General features: G+C 55.6%; 14 protein-coding genes and 1 riboswitch. Of the genes, 5 read left to right on the forward strand and 9 right to left on the reverse strand.

Annotation, left to right across the window (positions count from 1 at the left end):
• Positions 1-224 precede the first annotated feature (224 nt).
• Positions 225-899 carry an SOS response-associated peptidase gene (locus tag D9A02_RS04900; protein WP_120499839.1) on the forward strand — a complete coding sequence of 225 codons (675 nt, stop codon included), beginning with the start codon at positions 225-227 and terminating at the stop codon, positions 897-899.
• 166 nt (positions 900-1,065) lie between these two features.
• Here D9A02_RS04900 and D9A02_RS04905 read toward each other — a convergent pair whose 3' ends face one another.
• The 4 genes from D9A02_RS04905 to mgtE form a co-directional block, all read right to left on the reverse strand.
• Positions 1,066-2,781 (reverse strand): SLC13 family permease, encoded by a 1,716-nt coding sequence (locus D9A02_RS04905; protein WP_254054553.1) that lies wholly within the window; start codon positions 2,779-2,781, stop codon positions 1,066-1,068.
• Between the two features lie 132 nt (positions 2,782-2,913).
• Positions 2,914-3,729, reverse strand: coding sequence for a TIGR00282 family metallophosphoesterase (locus tag D9A02_RS04910; RefSeq protein WP_120499905.1), 816 nt, complete (start codon positions 3,727-3,729; stop codon positions 2,914-2,916).
• A gap of 124 nt (positions 3,730-3,853) precedes the next feature.
• On the reverse strand, positions 3,854-4,420 hold the full coding sequence (locus D9A02_RS04915; protein WP_120499840.1) for a 5-formyltetrahydrofolate cyclo-ligase: 567 nt from the start codon (positions 4,418-4,420) through the stop codon (positions 3,854-3,856).
• Positions 4,417-5,808: a magnesium transporter gene (mgtE, locus tag D9A02_RS04920; RefSeq protein ID WP_120499841.1), complete on the reverse strand. Its 1,392-nt coding sequence runs from the start codon at positions 5,806-5,808 to the stop codon at positions 4,417-4,419. The genes D9A02_RS04915 and mgtE overlap by 4 nt, the downstream gene beginning before the upstream one ends.
• Positions 5,809-5,950: 142 nt before the next feature.
• On the opposite strand from mgtE, the gene guaD reads away from it, so the two are divergent.
• Positions 5,951-7,234 carry a guanine deaminase gene (guaD, locus tag D9A02_RS04925; protein ID WP_120499842.1) on the forward strand — a complete coding sequence of 428 codons (1,284 nt, stop codon included), beginning with the start codon at positions 5,951-5,953 and terminating at the stop codon, positions 7,232-7,234.
• On the opposite strand, the gene D9A02_RS04930 is transcribed toward guaD, so the two are convergent.
• From D9A02_RS04930 to thiB, 3 genes are read right to left on the reverse strand one after another with little or no spacing between them, the layout of a single operon-like run.
• Positions 7,235-7,927, reverse strand: coding sequence for an ATP-binding cassette domain-containing protein (locus D9A02_RS04930; protein WP_120499843.1), 693 nt, complete (start codon positions 7,925-7,927; stop codon positions 7,235-7,237). It abuts the gene before it with no gap.
• On the reverse strand, positions 7,914-9,470 hold the full coding sequence (locus D9A02_RS04935) for a thiamine/thiamine pyrophosphate ABC transporter permease ThiP (RefSeq protein WP_120499844.1): 1,557 nt from the start codon (positions 9,468-9,470) through the stop codon (positions 7,914-7,916). Before D9A02_RS04935 ends, D9A02_RS04930 begins: the two co-directional genes overlap by 14 nt.
• A complete protein-coding gene (thiB, locus tag D9A02_RS04940; protein ID WP_120499906.1) occupies positions 9,446-10,423 on the reverse strand; it encodes a thiamine ABC transporter substrate binding subunit in 978 nt (325 codons plus the stop codon). The genes D9A02_RS04935 and thiB overlap by 25 nt, the downstream gene beginning before the upstream one ends.
• A 37-nt stretch (positions 10,424-10,460) precedes the next feature.
• A riboswitch (TPP riboswitch) is annotated at positions 10,461-10,565 on the reverse strand.
• Positions 10,566-10,722: 157 nt separating this feature from the next.
• Between thiB and D9A02_RS04945 the strand changes: the two genes are divergently transcribed.
• The 3 genes from D9A02_RS04945 to D9A02_RS04955 all read left to right on the forward strand — a co-directional run bounded on the left by D9A02_RS04945 (position 10,723) and on the right by D9A02_RS04955 (position 13,716).
• A complete protein-coding gene (locus D9A02_RS04945; protein ID WP_120499845.1) occupies positions 10,723-12,045 on the forward strand; it encodes a mechanosensitive ion channel family protein in 1,323 nt (440 codons plus the stop codon).
• The gene (locus D9A02_RS04950) at positions 12,042-13,205 is read left to right on the forward strand and encodes a TIGR03862 family flavoprotein (RefSeq protein ID WP_120499846.1); all 1,164 of its coding nucleotides are present in this window, start codon (positions 12,042-12,044) and stop codon (positions 13,203-13,205) included. Before D9A02_RS04945 ends, D9A02_RS04950 begins: the two co-directional genes overlap by 4 nt.
• A gap of 82 nt (positions 13,206-13,287) precedes the next feature.
• Entirely contained in the window at positions 13,288-13,716 is a 429-nt protein-coding gene (locus tag D9A02_RS04955) for a GFA family protein (RefSeq protein ID WP_120499847.1), read from the forward strand.
• 9 nt (positions 13,717-13,725) lie between these two features.
• Here the strand turns inward: D9A02_RS04955 and D9A02_RS04960 are convergent, their stop codons facing one another.
• Together D9A02_RS04960 and D9A02_RS04965 are read right to left on the reverse strand one after the other, a co-directional pair.
• A complete protein-coding gene (locus D9A02_RS04960; RefSeq protein ID WP_120499848.1) occupies positions 13,726-15,372 on the reverse strand; it encodes a Hint domain-containing protein in 1,647 nt (548 codons plus the stop codon).
• A gap of 146 nt (positions 15,373-15,518) precedes the next feature.
• Positions 15,519-16,394 carry a LysR family transcriptional regulator gene (locus D9A02_RS04965; protein WP_120499849.1) on the reverse strand — a complete coding sequence of 292 codons (876 nt, stop codon included), beginning with the start codon at positions 16,392-16,394 and terminating at the stop codon, positions 15,519-15,521.
• Positions 16,395-16,472: the final 78 nt, after the last annotated feature.

A 16,472-nucleotide genomic window follows, 5' to 3' on the forward strand; every position in this document is an offset into this window, starting at 1 on the left:
TTACAGTTCAACGTGATAGGTAACATTAGAGCAATGTGACACACAGGTGTGACACAAAATGTAACTGCATGCGTATCTCTCGCGGTCAAGACATGGCATTTACTACTTCCGTTGGTCACTACGATGCCTGAATTATCTTTACGTCTTCTCAAAGCCATGGCGGGAACATATATGACGCGATCAATATGATTTGAGTAGTCCAGACAAACTTCTATATTGGTAGCATGTGTGGAAAGTTCGCAGCCGGTCATCTTACTCAGTGTCAGATGCGAGAGATACTCGAAGGGTTTCTCTATGCGAATGTGAGCCAAGACGAATTGGCCATAGAGTCAAAGCAAGGATATAATATATCGCCGAGCGATCAGGCACATATGGTCCGCTGGACTGAGGAGGGGTTTGAGCTAACATCTGCGCAGTGGCAAATCAGCGACCCGCGCCAACAAAAGCCTATGATCAACTCAAAGATTGAGAAGCCATATTTCTGGAAAGACTATTGGGATCACGGGCGCTGCGTTATTCCTGCGCTCGGCTATTATGAATGGAGCGGGATAACAGGCCGCAAGCACCCCTACTTCATCACGGTTAATCGAAATGCGCCGGTGGTATTCTTTGCCGGGTTCTATCGAACTTCTGACAATAGACACCAATGCTCGATCCTTACGTGCAAGCCATCATCTCAAATTGAGTACATCCATAACCGTATGCCAGTCATTCTGTCACCTTCAGAGATAGAGGATTGGCTGGCCTATGTGACATCAAAAGAGGATGCTAAAGATACGCTGGGAACAAGCTGGGACGGGCGTTTTCAAGTGACACCTGTGAAGCCAATCAAGCCCGGGTGCGATGGTCCTGAGATGGTAGAGAAGTGGAAGCCTAAGCAATCGAGTTTCGATTTTTAGCAAAAGAGTTGAGCAGAATTCTCTGGTTTGAATGCGAGTGCGTCGAATTTGCCCCGTCGCCACGCATGTTCATCACAGCCCGTTAGAGCGGGCTCACCAAACGCTTGCGATACAACCTAGCTACAGCGGCTATAATCAGTCGCTTAGGTCGTTGTTACATAGGCGCTTACAATGGCCACAGGATGGGGATCAGGGCTGAGGCCAGGAGGCCCATGCTGAGGTTCAGAGGGATGCCGACTTTCATGAAATCCGTGAATTTATAGCCACCCGGACCGTAGACCATGGTGTTGGTCTGGTATCCAATGGGCGTGGCAAAGCTGGCACTGGCGGCGACCATGACGGCGACAACCAGTGGGCGTGCATCGATGCCCATGGCGTCGGCAAGGCCAATGGCAATCGGGGTGACAACCACTGCAACGGCGTTGTTACTGACCAGTTCGGTCAGCACAGAGGTCAGCAAATACACCGCCCAGACAATCAAGAAGGCGGGCAGCAGGGACAGGTAGGGCGCTAAGGCCCCGACGATTAGGCCAACAGCACCTGAAGCCTCAAGCGCGGCGCCAATGGCAAGCATGGAGAAGATCAGGGCTAAGAGCTGCCCATCAACAAAGGAAAACGCCTCGTCTGCGTCGATGCATCGGGTGATCAGGGTTAGGGCCATGGCCACAACGGTCAGCAACAAGATTGGAGCAACGCCCAATGCGGCCATGATTACGATCCCAGCAAGGGCCAGAATCGCCAATGGTGCATGGCCGCGACGATAAGCGCGGGAGGAGGGGTGCGAGACATCCAAAAGGTCCATTTCACGCGACAGGCGTTGAATATCTTCAGGGGCACCTTCCAACAGCAGCGTATCGCCAACGCGGACCACCAGATCATCTAGCTGGCGACCGATGTTTTGGTTTCGACGGTGTACGGCCAGTGGATAAACCCCAAATCGGCGCCGCAAGCGCAATGCCCCCAGCGTGCGGCCGACCATCTTGCATTCGGGGGTGATCAGCACCTCTACTGTCGATGTCTCCACGGCGGAAACCTGATCCATCCGCTTGAGGCTTTTGTCACGTTGCAAGCTGAGCAGTTCGGTCATGCGGGTCCGCAAGACGACGCGGTCACCAACCTGCAATTCGACGTCTTGAAGGTTCCGGCGCAGGGACAAATCGCCGCGAATGACGTCGATCAGGCGCACCCCTTCGCGTTTGAACAGTTGCACGCTTAGAACTTCGCGCCCGATGAGGTTGCTTTCGGGCGGGATGACCGCCTCGGTAAAGAACTTCATCTTGGAGCGATCCGAGAGCATATCAGCCATGCTTTCGCGATCGGGCAACAGGTGCGGCCCGATGAAACGCAGATAGATTGCTCCCCAGATCACCAGACAAATGCCCAGCGGGGTTACTTCAAAGATTGAAAATGGTGCTTGCCCATGGGTGCGGGCTACACCATCAACCAAAAGGTTGGTCGAGGTGCCAATCAGGGTTAGCGTACCACCCAGAATGGCGGCATAGCTGAGCGGGATCAGAAGCTTAGAGGCGGTCAACCCAAGGGTTTTGGCCAGCTGCACAAAGACCGGGATCATCACCACAACCACCGGTGTGTTCGACACAAAGGCGGAGGCGACCACGACAAAGGCCATCAGCATCAAGATTGCCAGTTTGGGATTGGTCCGTGCCTGCCGGTCAGCAATCGATGTGAAGGCGTCCAGCGCCCCGGTGCGTACCAGTGCGCCCATGATCACAAACATACCGGCAATGGTCCACGGAGCTGGGTTGGCCAGAACTTGCAGCGCATCGTCATAAGGCAACACACCAAGCGCCAATAGGATTGCTGCGCCAGACATCGCGACCACCTCGGTTGGGTAGGTCTCGCGGACGAACATGATAAACATCCCGATCACAACCATCAGCGCGATCACGGCTTGTGCCGTTTGTGGCAATTCGATCAAGCCTGTCAAAATGATACCGGTCCCTTTGTAAGTCATTTGATCTTTGCCCATGTGCGACATGGGGGCAAGAGGTGCTTATTCAGGGGCACTTGGTGACAGGCGCCCTCCTTGACGTATCATTGAGACTTTTATGGCTTTGCCGGTCTTGTCGTCGGTTTCCACATAGAGACCGGAAAGCGTGGCTTCGCCCTCGGCCGGGGTGAAACGCGCCTTGGGCATGCCGGTGACAAAGCGGCGCATCGGTTCCGCCGGTTCCATACCGATCACGCTGTGATAGTCACCGCACATGCCGGCATCTGATTGGAAGGCGGTGCCTTTGGGCATAATCTGCGCATCGGCTGTTGGCACGTGGGTGTGGGTGCCGACCACAACGCTGGCGCGACCATCGCAGAAGTGGCCCATTCCCATTTTTTCACTGGTGGCCTCGCAGTGAATATCAACCAGTGCGGCCTGTACCGCGCCGCCCAAGGGATGCGCGCGCAACACGGCGTCTGCGGCTGAGAAGGGATCATCAAACGGGCGTTTCATAAACACCTGTCCCAGCATTTGCGTGACAAGGATCTTGCGCCCACGACGATCCGCAAACACCCGGTGTCCACGGCCTGGCGCATCTTTGGCAAAATTCAGAGGGCGGATGATGCGCGGCTCGCCCTGAATGAATTGCAGCATGTCCTTTTGATCAAAGGCATGGTCGCCAAGCGTGATGCAATCAGCCCCGGCATCAAGCAGAAGTTTGGCATGTCCGCCACTCAGCCCCATGCCACCAGTGGCGTTTTCACCGTTCACCACGACAAAGTCCAACCGCCACTCGTCGCGCAGACGCTGGAGGTTTTCCACAATTGCGCGCCGACCGGCACGCCCCATGACATCACCAAGGAATAAAATCTTCATAGGATCGGTGTTAGGCAGGCCACATTGAAAGGGCAAGGCACGAGTGCTGAATTTCCTGCGAAAATGCACTGCGGCGCAAATTCAGCCTGAAGTATGGGCATTTAGCACACAGATCGTCGCAAGGTTATGATCGATCAATGGTGATGATTTCACTTTCGGTGATGATCATATCCAATTGCTGATCCGTGGGCTCCAGTGGCAGGTTTTTTGCTTCTTGCGCGCCATAGGCAAAGCCAATGGCCAACGTTGCGCGTTTGCCGCGAAGCAATTCCAGCGTGCGGTCATAAAAGCCACCGCCATAGCCCAACCGCCCACCATTGCGATCAAATCCTACTAGCGGGACAATCACAATCTCGGGCTCAAAGAAATCATCCATCTCGGGGATTTGTGCGCCAAACGGCCCTTCTTTCAGTGCACAGTCTGGCTCCCAGCTGGAAAATTTCAAGGGCATACCAGCGCCCTCAATGACCGGCACACCCACGGGGCCGTAAGCGGCGGCTTCGGCCATCGCGGGCAGGGGGTCGATCTCGGTCCGGATCGGCATATAGCCTGACATTGGCACGCCGCGATATCCGGCCAGTACCTCGGACAGGCGGCCACTGCGACCCGCGCCGCCGGCATTATGGGCCTCTTTGCGGCGGGCAAAGGCTGCCTTGCGGGCGGCGGCCTTGATTTCGGTCAGGTCAGTCATAATAGTACCAGTGCTGCAAGGCCCAAGAAGGCGAAAAATCCAACAACATCCGTCACAGTTGTCACAAACGCACCGGATGCAAGCGCGGGATCGACCCCGGCGCGTTCCAACATGACAGGAATGACCGTGCCCGCCAGTCCGGCGACGACCAGATTGATGACCATCGCGGCACCCAGCACATACCCCAGCTCTGGACCACCAAACCAAACGACACCGACAATGCCCATTGCAATGGCAAAGATCACCCCGTTGATGAGCCCAACCAGCACCTCACGTCGAATAACCCGCCAGACATTTCGGCCGGTCAAATCCTTGGTTGCGATAGCACGCACCGCCACGGTGAGGCTTTGGGTGCCTGCATTACCACCCATCGAGGCAACGATCGGCATCAAAACGGCAAGGGCAACCAGCTGCGTGATGGCCTGATCAAACATCGAGATCACCATCGAAGCGAGGATTGCTGTGACCAGATTGACCGCCAGCCAAGGAAAGCGACCTTTGGCCGTCTCAATGACTTTGTCGCTGAGCGAGTTTTCACCCACACCGGCCAGACGCATGATGTCTTCTTCGTGCTCTTCATCCAGAACGGCCATCGCGTCATCAATGGTGATCACACCAACAAGGCGTTCATCTTCGTCTACGACCGGGGCCGAGATCAGATGGTACTGGTTGAATGCGTAGGCCACATCTTCCTCGTCCTGATTGACGGGAATGACATGAAAGCTGTCTTCGACAATTGAGGTCAGCATGATCTCGCGGCGCGAGGCCATAAGCTTGCCCAAGGTCACATCCCCAACTGGGCGCATCCGCACATCCACCAGCGTGATGTGATAGAACTGTTCGGGTAGATCATCTTGGTCACGCAGATAATCAATCGCCTCGCCGACATTCCAATGCTCGGGGGCCATCACCACTTCGCGTTGCATCAGGCGACCGGCGGAATATTCAGGATAGGTTAGAGAGTTCTCAACCGCGACCCGATCGCTATCTTCCAGCGCGCCAAGAATAGCCTCTTGCTGGGCATCCTCAAGGTCTTCAACCAGATCAACAACATCGTCGGTCTCAAGTTCCCGAACAGCGTCCGCCAGAACTTCGGGGTGCAGGATGCTGATGACTTCTTCGCGGATCGACTCGTCCAACTCTGACAGGATTTCACCATCAAAGTCGCGATCATAAAGCAAGATCAGGTCGCGGCGTTCTGACCGGCTGATCTGTTCCAAAAGGTCGGCGATGTCAGCGGCGTGCAGTGGTTCCAGCTCTTCTTGGAGCTTCGCCTGATCACCCGTTTCGACGGCGTGAATGATCCGGTCTACGACGCTTTCGTCTAGCTCGTAGGCATCGTCGTCACGATCATCATCCACATTTGGTTGATCGGTTTCTTCCACCATCTGCCTACCCCTGTTCGCTTGTGCATAGGCTTACTTAAGCCGACCAAGAAAAACAATGCACATCCCTAGATTTACCTGTCCCCCGATGCTGACGTATGCTTCATGCAACATTGCGTAATTCGACTGTGCAAAGGACATGTGAATGTCGGAAGAAAAGATCATCACTGGGCGGGTATTGAGTTTTTCGCAATCCCCGTTTGAAAGCGCGCCTGAGAAGGCTGCGACGCTTTATGAGGCCGTTTTGGTTCGGGATGGACATGTTGCCACAGTTGGCGCTGCAGGCGATCTGCGCAGGCAGGCCCCAACCGCTGAGGTGCACGCCTATGGGGACGCCTTGATCACTGCTGGGTTTGTCGATGCTCATGCCCATTACCCGCAGACTGGCATTATCGCCAGCTGGGGTAAGCGGCTGATTGATTGGCTGAATACCTACACGTTCCCCGAAGAAATGCGATTTGCCGATCTGGCGTATGCGCAAGACATTGCCCGGCGCTATTTTGATCTGACATTGCAAAACGGCACGACAACAACAGTCAGTTTTTGCACCATCCACCCTGAAAGCGTGGACGCCTATTTTGAAGAAGCGTCTGCGCGTGGTTTGCGGGCGCTGGGTGGCAAAACCTGTATGGATAGCAATGCGCCCGAGGGTCTTCGTGACACGGCGCAATCAGCTTATGACAACAGTAAGCGCCTGCTGCAGAAATGGAACGGGCAGGGGCGATTATCTTACGTAATCACGCCGCGGTTCTCTCCGACCTCAACGCCAGAACAGTTGCGGGCACTGGGTGACCTTTGGGCAGAGCATCCCGAGTGCTTGATGCAAACCCATCTGAGCGAGCAGGTGGATGAGATTGAATGGGTCAAATCGCTATTCCCGCAAGCACGGGATTATCTTGATACCTATGAGGCTTATGGCCTGTTGGGAGAGCGAGGTCTTTATGGCCATGCCATCCATTTAGAACCGCGTGAAATTGACCGGCTTAAAGAGGTAAGCGCTAGCCTGATCCATTGTCCGACCTCGAATACGTTCATCGGTTCGGGGTTGTTCAATATGACACAACGCAAGGCAGATGGTTTTGCTGTTGGGTTGGCCACTGATACCGGGGGCGGGTCATCCTTTTCCATGCTACGCAGCATGGCCGCGGCTTATGAGATTGGTCAGTTGACGGGGACACCATTGCACCCGGCGCAGCTTTATTGGCTGGCCACGGTTGGATCTGCGCAATCGCTGCATCTGGGCGATAAGATCGGCAATGTCATTCCTGGAATGGAGGCGGATCTGATTGCGCTTGATTTGGCCTCGACCCCGGCCATAGCGCAGCGGGCGAACCGGGCTGAGGACATCTGGGAGGCGTTGTTCCCTACTATCATGATGGGCGATGATCGCGCGATCAAACAGGTCTGGGTGACCGGGCGCGCGCTTTGATCAGCCCAGATAGGCGCGCAGGGCCTCGGGCGGGTTGTCCAGCAATGCTTGGGTCGGGGCGGGGGGATGGGCCATGCCATCTGCAACCAGAATGGCCTGATCTGTGATGCGCCGGGCATCTTCGGGATCATGGCTGACCATCATCAAAGTGGTGCCGGTTTCTGCCACCAGCTCTGCGACCAGATCCAGCATCTCGGCCTTTAGGGCTGGCCCAAGCGCAGCAAAGGGTTCATCCAACAACAACAGATCTTTCCGTTGAACCAGCACCCGTGCCAGCGCCACGCGACTTTGTTGCCCACCCGATAGTTCAGCGGGTTTGCGGTTGCCAAGATCAGATAGTCCAACGCGTGTCAGCGCCGCCGTTACGGCCTGCGTCTGATCCGCTGTCAAACGCTTGCTGTGCGTGATGCCAAGACTGACGTTTTGCGTCGCCGTAAGATGCGGAAACAAATTGCCATCTTGAAACAGCATCGCGATGGAGCGTTGGCCGGGGGCGGCATTGGTGATGTTTTGTTTATCCCAAGTCATGCGCCCCTGTGTCAAATCACGAAACCCGGCGATGGCTTCGATCAAGGTGGACTTCCCTGCGCCTGAAGGGCCGATGACGGCAACGGATTGTCCGCGTTCAACGCATAGATCTGCCGACAGGGCGAAGGCACCATTCTGGATTTTGCAATTCTCAAGCCTCAGCATGCCAGCGCCCCCCACGGTCCAGCGCCCAAAACGCGCCAAAGGATAAAATCAATAATAGCAGTGCGGCACCAGCCGCAGCATCCATTTTGTAGGCCCCCATCAGGCGATAGGTCTGCAACGGCAACGTTGCAAAATCCGGCCCGGCGAAAAACGCGATCACCCCCAGATCCCCCATAGACAAAGCCGCAGCCAGTCCAGCAGCAAACCCAATTTGCGGACGCAGGCGCGGGAGCAGCACGCGCCAGACAAAGGGCGCACCAGCCATGTCCAGCGATAGCGCCAGCCGGCCATAGCGTGCGACCTCGTCTCGGGTGCCGGGCACCAGAATGCGCAGGGCAAAAGGCAGGGCGGAGATGGCATTGACCAAGGCGGTGACTGGCAAGGCCCAGTCTGCAGGATTGGTCACAGGGCGCAAAATGATGAACAACCCAGTGCCGATCACCAAAGGGGAGGCTGCGAGGCCCAAGATCCCACTCAGTTCAACCAAAGTGCCGCGCCCGGTGGCGATGGCCATTGCCATGGGCAGGGCCAGCAAAAGCAAGATGACCGTACTGACAATGGCCACCAGAACAGACGTCAGCGCCGCGCGAAATACCACCTCGGGCAAGTCCATCAGATTGGCTAGTCCCGCACCGATGATTGCCCCCAAGGGCAACAGCAGAAATAGGGCAGACAGAGCAATCCAAAGGGTATCCAATGCACGAGCTCCAACGGTATCTCCATCCCACCTTCGCACGGGTCTGTCTAAGCCCGCGCCAAATCCCTCGCCGCGCGCCAGACGCAGGGCGATGAGACCTGCGGTGGCGGTCAACACGATTTGCAAGGCCGACAGTATCGCCGCCCGGCCCAGATCAAAATCAAACCGGAACGCCTGATATATCGCCAGCTCAATCGTGGTGGCACGGGGGCCGCCGCCAAGGGTCAAGGCTACAGCAAAGCTGGTCAGGCAGATGGCAAACACGGTGGCAAGCGCGCTGGGCATAGTGCGGGCCAGCATCGGCCCTTCGATCAGGCGAAACATTGCTGTGCCGTTGAGATTTAGTTGTGCGGCAAGGCGAAAGCGTTCTGCTGGAATGGCTTGCCAACCTTGCAAGATCAGACGGGTTGCGAGTGGCAGGTTGAAAAACACATGCGCCAGAACCACACCGTGCAGGCCGTAAATTGAAACCGTCGGCAGGCCGAGGGCTTCAAGTGCTGTATTGACCCAGCCTGAGCGGCCAAAGACCTGCAACAGCCCCAGAATGGCAACAATGACCGGAAGGATAAACGGCGCGCCCAACAAGGCAATGAGCGCAGAGCGGCCAAAGAACCGCCGCCGCGCAAGCGCGCGCGCCAGCGGAATGGCTAGCGCTACGCTGATCGCGGCAGACAGGCAGGCTTGTATTAGGGTGAATTTCAAAGCGGCCCAATCGCTGGGCCCAAGCCCGCGACCGGGCTCTGCGCGCAAGGCCACGGCGGCCAAGGCACCAAGGATCAGCGCCGCAACCAAAGCTGCGGCGCTGATCCCATAGGTTGGTTTTACTGGCTGAGCGCGCCCAGCCATTCGGCCAGTGCCTCGTCACGCATCGCGGCCGCGTCTTCGGCGCTCAGCAGCAGAGATTTCTCAGGTGTGATCAGCGTCTCAAACCCGTCTGGCAGGCCCGCCTCGGGCAGAACCGCCGGGTACATCCAGTTGGTGGTTGGCAGGATCGCCTGTGCGGCGTCCGACACCATGAAGGTCAGGAACTGATCGGCCAACTCGGGCTGATCTGCACCGGCCAGCTTGGCCGCAACTTCAACCTGCATATAGTGACCCTCGTCAAAGGCGGCGGCTTTCTTGCTGGTGTCTTCCTCGGCGATCAGGTGATAGGCGGGGGAGGTGGTGTAGCTCAACACCATGTCGGCCTCACCTTCCAGAAACAGGCCGTAAGCCTCGGACCAGCCTTTGGTCACGGTCAGAACGTTGTCAGACAGGCCGGCCCAGATTTCAGGCGCACGATCGCCGTAGATGCTTTTGACCCACAGTAACAGACCCAAACCGGGCGTTGAGGAACGCGGGTCTTGGATAACGATTTTCACGTCACTGGCGGCCAGCGCTTCAAAATTCTCAGGTGCGTCTGCATCAGCGTTCAGAACAAAGGCAAAGTAACCCCAGTCGTAGGGCACGAATGTGCTGTCGGTCCATTCTACCGGCAGGTCATACTCGGCGATGACTGCATGTTCGGCCAAAAGGCCAGTTTCTTTGGCAGCGACGATCAGGTTGGTGTCCAGACCCAGAACGACATCCGCATCGGAATTCTCACCTTCCAGCTTCAGCCGCGCCAGCAGGGCCGCGCCATCTTCGACGCCGACAAGGTTCAGCGTGCAGCCACAGTTGGCCTCAAATGCCTCTTTGATCTGCGGGCCGGGGCCCCAGTCCGAGACAAAGCTGTCATAGGTATATACAGTCAGTTCAGGTGTTTCAGCAGCAACAACAGTCGCGCTCAAAACGCCCGCAGCAAAAAATAGATGTTTCACATCATCCTCCTTTGCGACGGAATGGGTAAGGATGGATGAATGATCCGATAACCTTCCCTCCGCCGGTTCTAGCCGGTTCAGGTTCAACGGGTTCGCTTTTCAGCATCTCAGCGCGGTTGCCCGAGCACCCCAAGGTAATGCCTCCCTAAATCGACGGGGCGTGAAACACAACTGATTAAGCGGCTGGTGTTATCGTTAGCCAGTTTTGGCCATATGATGAGAACCAGCGGCACTCCCCTTGATCCTCGCCGCCTCACCGGGCATGACAGGCACAAGTCGTATGAGTGAGAGGTGTCTAAATGGATTGGGAAAATCCGCCTGAGGTGGTACAGCAGGCAATGGAATACGCCCAGCAGGGTATGGATGTGGCCAGGGGTTGGTTGCTCAGCCCTGCCGCATGGTCGCAATTGGCGCTCTTGATCGTGGCTTTTCTGGCGGCGCTTTATTGCAGCCGCAAGATCACCCCGGGCCTCAAACGTATTCTGACCCCGCCTGAAGGGCAGGAGCATGTCATTGCCCGCACACGGCTGATTGCACTGACCTTCCTGCCGCTGATCCTGCCGCTTATGGCCTATATGTTCACTGGTGTGGGCGAGGGTGTGACCCGTTCCGTCTTTGGCTCTGGCGCGGTCATCGCTTTTGGTAAACGCGTCTTCATGCTCCTCGCAGTGCGCATTTTGGTGCGCGATATCCTCAAAGATCCGTTTCTGATCTTGCTGGGTAAGTTTATCCTGATGCCGGTCGCCGCGCTCTATGCACTGGGGCTGCTAGATTTTGTGACAACTAAGCTGGAAGAAACCGTTGTCCCATTAGGCAATATGTCGTTTGATCTGATGTGGCTGGTCAAGGCCGTGGTTATTGGCGGCGCAGTGTTTTGGATGGGCCGCTGGTCCAATGATCAATCTGCCACATATATTCATCAGCAAGAGGAAATGCGCCCCGCAACCCGACAGCTGGCGGTCAAGGCGGCAGAGGTTGCGATCTTTGGTGTCGCCTTTCTGATCTTGATGAACATCCTTGGCATTTCCCTGACCAGTCTTGCGGTGCTGGGGGGTGCGATTGGTGTCGGTATCGGTTTCGGCCTGCAACAGATCGCATCGAACTTTATATCGGGCATCATCTTGTTGATCGAAGGGCAGGCCACGGTTGGCGACTATGTTGAGCTGGACAATGGCGAGGCCGGTACCATTGTGAAAACCACTGCGCGCGCGATGATTTTGGAAACCTATGATGGCAAGTGGATCGTTGTCCCGAACTCGGATTTCATCACGACGCGGGTGGTGAATTACTCTGATCAGGGTAGTGCCAACCGGTATGAGGCGCCATTCTCTGTCTCTTATGACACCGACATCAATCTTGTGCCCGAAATCATTGAGACTGCCGTGGCCAAGTTGGACTTTGTGCTGACCGATCCCGAATACCCAGATTGCGAGCTGCGCAGTTTTGGCGATAGCGGTGTGGAATTTGCGGTGGAGTTTTGGGTCAATGGAATTGATGATGGCAAGAACAAGTTCACGCCCAAGGTACTGTTTGCGATTTGGAATGCGTTGCAAGCGTATGACATCGAAATTCCATTCCCACAGCGTGTTGTACATCACAAAGGATTGCCACCAGTCGTATGAAACAGGTTGTCGTCATAGGGGCTGGGCCCGCCGGGCTGATGGCGGCAGATGTGATCTCGGCTGCGGGGCATTCTGTGCTGGTGGCCGAGGCGAAACCCAGCCCGGCGCGCAAACTGCTGATGGCCGGAAAGTCCGGGCTGAACCTGACCAAGGCGGAAGGGTATGATGACTTCCTTGCGGCTTACGGCGATCGCGCGCAGGAGTTGCGCCTGATGCTGGAGGCTTTTGGCCCGGACGACGTGCAGGCTTGGGCCGAGGGGTTGGGGCAGGATCTGTTCACCGGTTCTACCGGCCGGGTATTTCCCAAGGTGATGAAAGCCTCGCCGCTATTGCGCAATTGGCTGGCACGGCTAGAGGGGCAAGGCGTCGAAGTGAAAACCCGTTGGCGCTGGGCAGGGTGGCAAGGCGATGCGCTGCAGTTTGAAACGCCTGATGGGATGGTTTCAGCAACGCCCGACGCAACCGTTCTAGCCTGCGGTGGGGCCAGTTGGGCACGTCTGGGATCAGACGGCGCTTGGGCGGCGCTCATGCCTGAAACAGAGATTTCACCGTTCCAACCGTCGAATGCGGCACTGTCTGTCACGTGGTCGGGTCATATGGCACCTCACTTTGGCGCGGCGCTCAAGGCGGTGCGTTGGCAGGCAGGTGATCTGACCTCACGCGGGGAGGCGGTGATTTCGGTGCGCGGTCTTGAGGGCGGCGGGCTTTATCCGCTGACCCCGGCTTTGCGAGAGGGGGTCGCGCTGTTTGTTGATCTGTTGCCAGACATACCATTGGATCAGCTCCGCAAACGGCTGAGCCGCCCACGCGGCAAAGCCAGCCTCTCCAATCATTTACGCAAGACGTTAAAGCTTCCCCCGGTTAAGCTGGCCCTGCTGATGGAGTTTGCCCGACCCTTGCCCGACGATCTGGCCCCAGTGATCAAGGCCTTGCCAGTGCCCTATACCGGGTTACGCCCGATGGACGAGGCGATTTCGACTGCGGGCGGTTTGCGGTTTAACGCGCTGAACCAGCACTTCATGCTCAGCCAACGACCCGGCACTTTTGCCGCCGGTGAAATGCTGGACTGGGAGGCCCCGACCGGGGGCTACCTGTTGACGGCCTGTCTGGCCACAGGGCGCTGGGCCGGGCTGGGGGCGGTTCGGTATTTGTCGGCTTAAACTGGCTTGTCACAACGCTTTGACTTGATTCCTGTTTTGTTCTGCTGTCAATCTGGCGCCATTATCAAGCACGGAGATTTCAATGGACAAGTCTGGATCATGCCTTTGCGGGGCCGTCAGTTACAATATCGCTAACGCTTCTGATACCTGTGGTATTTGCCATTGCGACATGTGTCGAAAATGGTCGGGTGGGGTGTATATTGGTTATCAAGCTGCGGCTGATCAGGTCAGCTTTAACGGGGATGAACATATCACGACATATGCGTCTTCAGACTGGGCCGAGCGTGGATTTTGCAAAACCTGTGGCACGAGCCTGTTTTACCGTGTCACGGCACAAGGCCCACATCACGGGCAATTGCATATTGGGTTTGGTACGTTGGATGATCCATCGGATGTACGAGCAAACGAAGAGATCTTTATCGATCAAAAACCGGACAGTTACTCCTTTGCAGGTGACACACATAAGATGACCGCCGCCGAGGTTTTCGCGGCTTTTGCACCGCCGGATTAAGGCCCTCAGCTAGAGACGGGGTTGAGCAAAGGATTGCAGCAGCGGCTGTTGGTTTTTGGCGTGACGTGCAATCAGCTGTCGTGACACTTTTCCGGAAGGAAGGGGTAACGCTGGCCGAGGGGCACCATCGGTGATCGTGAGCTCAGGAAAAAGCGTCAGAATTTCTTCGCGCAACTCTGTTGAAAAGGACTTGAGCGCCTCTGGCCCAGTGAATAGGCTTTCTGTCGGGGCCCCTTCGGCAAAGATAACTTCGTGCTGATCGAACAGGAGGTGAAAATAATCTACTGACTGCGGTGTTTCGTCGATGTAAATGCCCGGCAACGCCGTCAACCGGATGGCTGGAAGCAGGGCCTGATGTGTGCCAAACATGCGCTGTGCTATCTTAGACGAAACCATCATTCGATGCTGCCGGGAAACACGTAAATCCCGTTGGGGCAGTTGATTGCCCAAGGCGCCGGCTGAGATGGTGATCGGGCGCAATTTTGGATCTTTCCGCAACGATGCCAGATCAACAGTTGTTCGCAACACGCGTCGCAATGGCCTTAATGTGATTTCTTGCGTAGGGGGATCGATACAATGAACAAGGGAACCGGGTTGCAATTGCGCGACATCTACGGCCCCACAATTTGTGTGAATGCAAGTGCCGGACGCAAAGCAGGCAATGCCGATGTCTTCAAGTTCTTCATCCGTATCCAGCTGACTTGGTGCGATGCCGACCAGACGGATCGATTCACCATTGGGGAACGTCAGAACCGATCCACCTTCTCCATCTGAGGTGATGACAACATCGCTCGCGTCGATCGGCTTACCTGATGCGTCAATCAGATTGTCGACATTCAGGAGATCTTGGCCAATAGTGAAGTCACCGATCGTGTCTGCCCCGCCTGCCGCTGTAGACGTAAACACGTCATTCCCGATCCCACCCTCGAGATAGTCATTTCCCAGCCCACCAGTGATCTGGTCGTCGCCTTCCTGACCATAAATGTGGTCATCGCCCGCGCCGCCGTTGATCGTGTCATCATAGGTAAAGCTGCCCGCGTCGACTGCGCTTTGCGATAACGAGACCTGCACATTGTCGAGCAGTACGCCGAGGCTGTTGTTTTGCCCGGGCATTTCACGAAACCCGATCGTGTCTGTTCCGCTCAGGCCTGTCAGAGTAATGGTTGCCGTGGTGAAAAATGACGTGGATGACGGCGAGATTGTTGCAACCACAATGCCGTTGTGAGTGACTTGAAAATCATCATTTACACTGCCGCCTGCACGGGCCGCATGGCCAAAGCTCAGAGTGTAGCTAACACCAGTATCCAATTCCACATTGGTTTGAACATGATCCAGTCCACCGCTGCTGTTTGCATCCAGCTCGATGAAAGAGGACCCGTCCGCTGTCGATAAGCCGAGAAAACCATCACCCCAACGTTCAATCACTCCGCCTGATCCGGTATTGAACCAGCCGTCTACAGTGCCAAGGGACCAGCTGTTGTCGGCTTGATTTGAATCCAACCCACCGTTTGCAAGCAGTTGGACGTCTCCGTAAATGGTATCGTTGCCACCGCCACCATCAATTGAATCATTGCCTTCTTCGCCAGTGATTTCATCATTGGCGTTATCACCGGTAAGGGTGTCATTCCCGGAAGAAGGGGTGCCGGTTACTGCCATACTGTTTTACTTACAACCTTGAGATTGCGACGCTACATTGCCTGAATTTTGGTCACAATACACTATGCATGGATTATGGGAAGAATGTGTCATCACCTGAGGTTCCCCATGACATTAATTAGGCGGTCTGCTGAATATCCTTACTGTTATTGTGGCGTCTCGGGTTGCTCGAATAGTTCTGAAAATAGACTTAGATCCGCCGCTAACGCTGTGTCTTTTCCAACCGCAATGACGAGATCACGATACAATGGAGTTTCTGTTTGCGTGGTGGTTCTTATGCGGTTATCTAAATGGCGATGAATGTCTGGCTCGGGCAACAGGGTGAAACCGATATCATGTTTGACGCACTCCATAATGGCCTCGACACTATCTAAAAAAATACTGCGACCAGCTTTGTTCAACAGCGGTTGAACATGTTCAGCAATTAGCTTGCCAATACCAGAACTTGGCATGAAATGTAGAAATGGAACGGCTTGATGCAGCTGATAAACGCTGCTCGTATCGTGGCCTGCCGGCATGGCAAAGATAAGTTTCTCACGCCGAAGATGCTTGTATCTCAGGCCGACGGGCGGTTTTTGAGAGGCTGTGACAATCGCAGCGTCCAACTGTCCAGAGGCAACCTTATGTTCCAATGCGCGCGACAGGCCGGTCTGGATGTCGAAACTGGCCTGAGGCAATTGTTCGCGCGCCTGATGCAGGAAATTTGGCAGCAGACGGGCGCTGGCTGTTGCCACAAAACCAATGCGGAATTGCCCTGTTAAGGTTTGAGACGGTTGGCAAAGTGTCGTCAAGGTCTGCTCGGCTGACAGTATTTTTGCAGCCTGATCGCAAATTGCGCGTCCCAGTGGGGTCAATCTGGGGGGACGTGCTGTGCGGTCAAACAATTTTGCATCCAACTCAAACTCAAGTGCTTTCATTTGCATAGAGACCGCAGGACCGGACATGTTTAGCTGTTCGGCCGCAGCAGCAAAGGATTGCAATTCGGATATTTTCAGAAGGGTTTTCAAGGCTCGAGTTTGCATAAATTAAGTATACATTAATTTGTTTGAAAAATTAATTTAATTTTCTGCAACACCCAGCAAGCTATACTTGGCCTGAAG

This window comes from Roseovarius sp. EL26 (assembly GCF_900327775.1).
Taxonomy (GTDB): Bacteria; Pseudomonadota; Alphaproteobacteria; order Rhodobacterales; family Rhodobacteraceae; genus Roseovarius.

Excerpts from the sequence above, each read along its gene's own strand:
- mgtE (WP_120499841.1), bottom strand. The coding sequence starts at position 5,808 with ATGGTGGAAGAAACCGATCAACCAAATGTGGATGATGATCGTGACGAC.
- guaD (WP_120499842.1), top strand. The coding sequence starts at position 5,951 with ATGTCGGAAGAAAAGATCATCACTGGGCGGGTATTGAGTTTTTCGCAA.
- D9A02_RS04900 (WP_120499839.1), top strand. The coding sequence starts at position 225 with ATGTGTGGAAAGTTCGCAGCCGGTCATCTTACTCAGTGTCAGATGCGA.
- D9A02_RS04905 (WP_254054553.1), bottom strand. The coding sequence starts at position 2,781 with ATGTTTATCATGTTCGTCCGCGAGACCTACCCAACCGAGGTGGTCGCG.
- D9A02_RS04935 (WP_120499844.1), bottom strand. The coding sequence starts at position 9,470 with ATGGCTGGGCGCGCTCAGCCAGTAAAACCAACCTATGGGATCAGCGCC.
- D9A02_RS04945 (WP_120499845.1), top strand. The coding sequence starts at position 10,723 with ATGGATTGGGAAAATCCGCCTGAGGTGGTACAGCAGGCAATGGAATAC.
- D9A02_RS04950 (WP_120499846.1), top strand. The coding sequence starts at position 12,042 with ATGAAACAGGTTGTCGTCATAGGGGCTGGGCCCGCCGGGCTGATGGCG.
- D9A02_RS04960 (WP_120499848.1), bottom strand. The coding sequence starts at position 15,372 with ATGGCAGTAACCGGCACCCCTTCTTCCGGGAATGACACCCTTACCGGT.
- D9A02_RS04930 (WP_120499843.1), bottom strand. The coding sequence starts at position 7,927 with ATGCTGAGGCTTGAGAATTGCAAAATCCAGAATGGTGCCTTCGCCCTG.
- D9A02_RS04955 (WP_120499847.1), top strand. The coding sequence starts at position 13,288 with ATGGACAAGTCTGGATCATGCCTTTGCGGGGCCGTCAGTTACAATATC.
- D9A02_RS04910 (WP_120499905.1), bottom strand. The coding sequence starts at position 3,729 with ATGAAGATTTTATTCCTTGGTGATGTCATGGGGCGTGCCGGTCGGCGC.
- D9A02_RS04915 (WP_120499840.1), bottom strand. The coding sequence starts at position 4,420 with ATGACTGACCTGACCGAAATCAAGGCCGCCGCCCGCAAGGCAGCCTTT.
- D9A02_RS04965 (WP_120499849.1), bottom strand. The coding sequence starts at position 16,394 with ATGCAAACTCGAGCCTTGAAAACCCTTCTGAAAATATCCGAATTGCAA.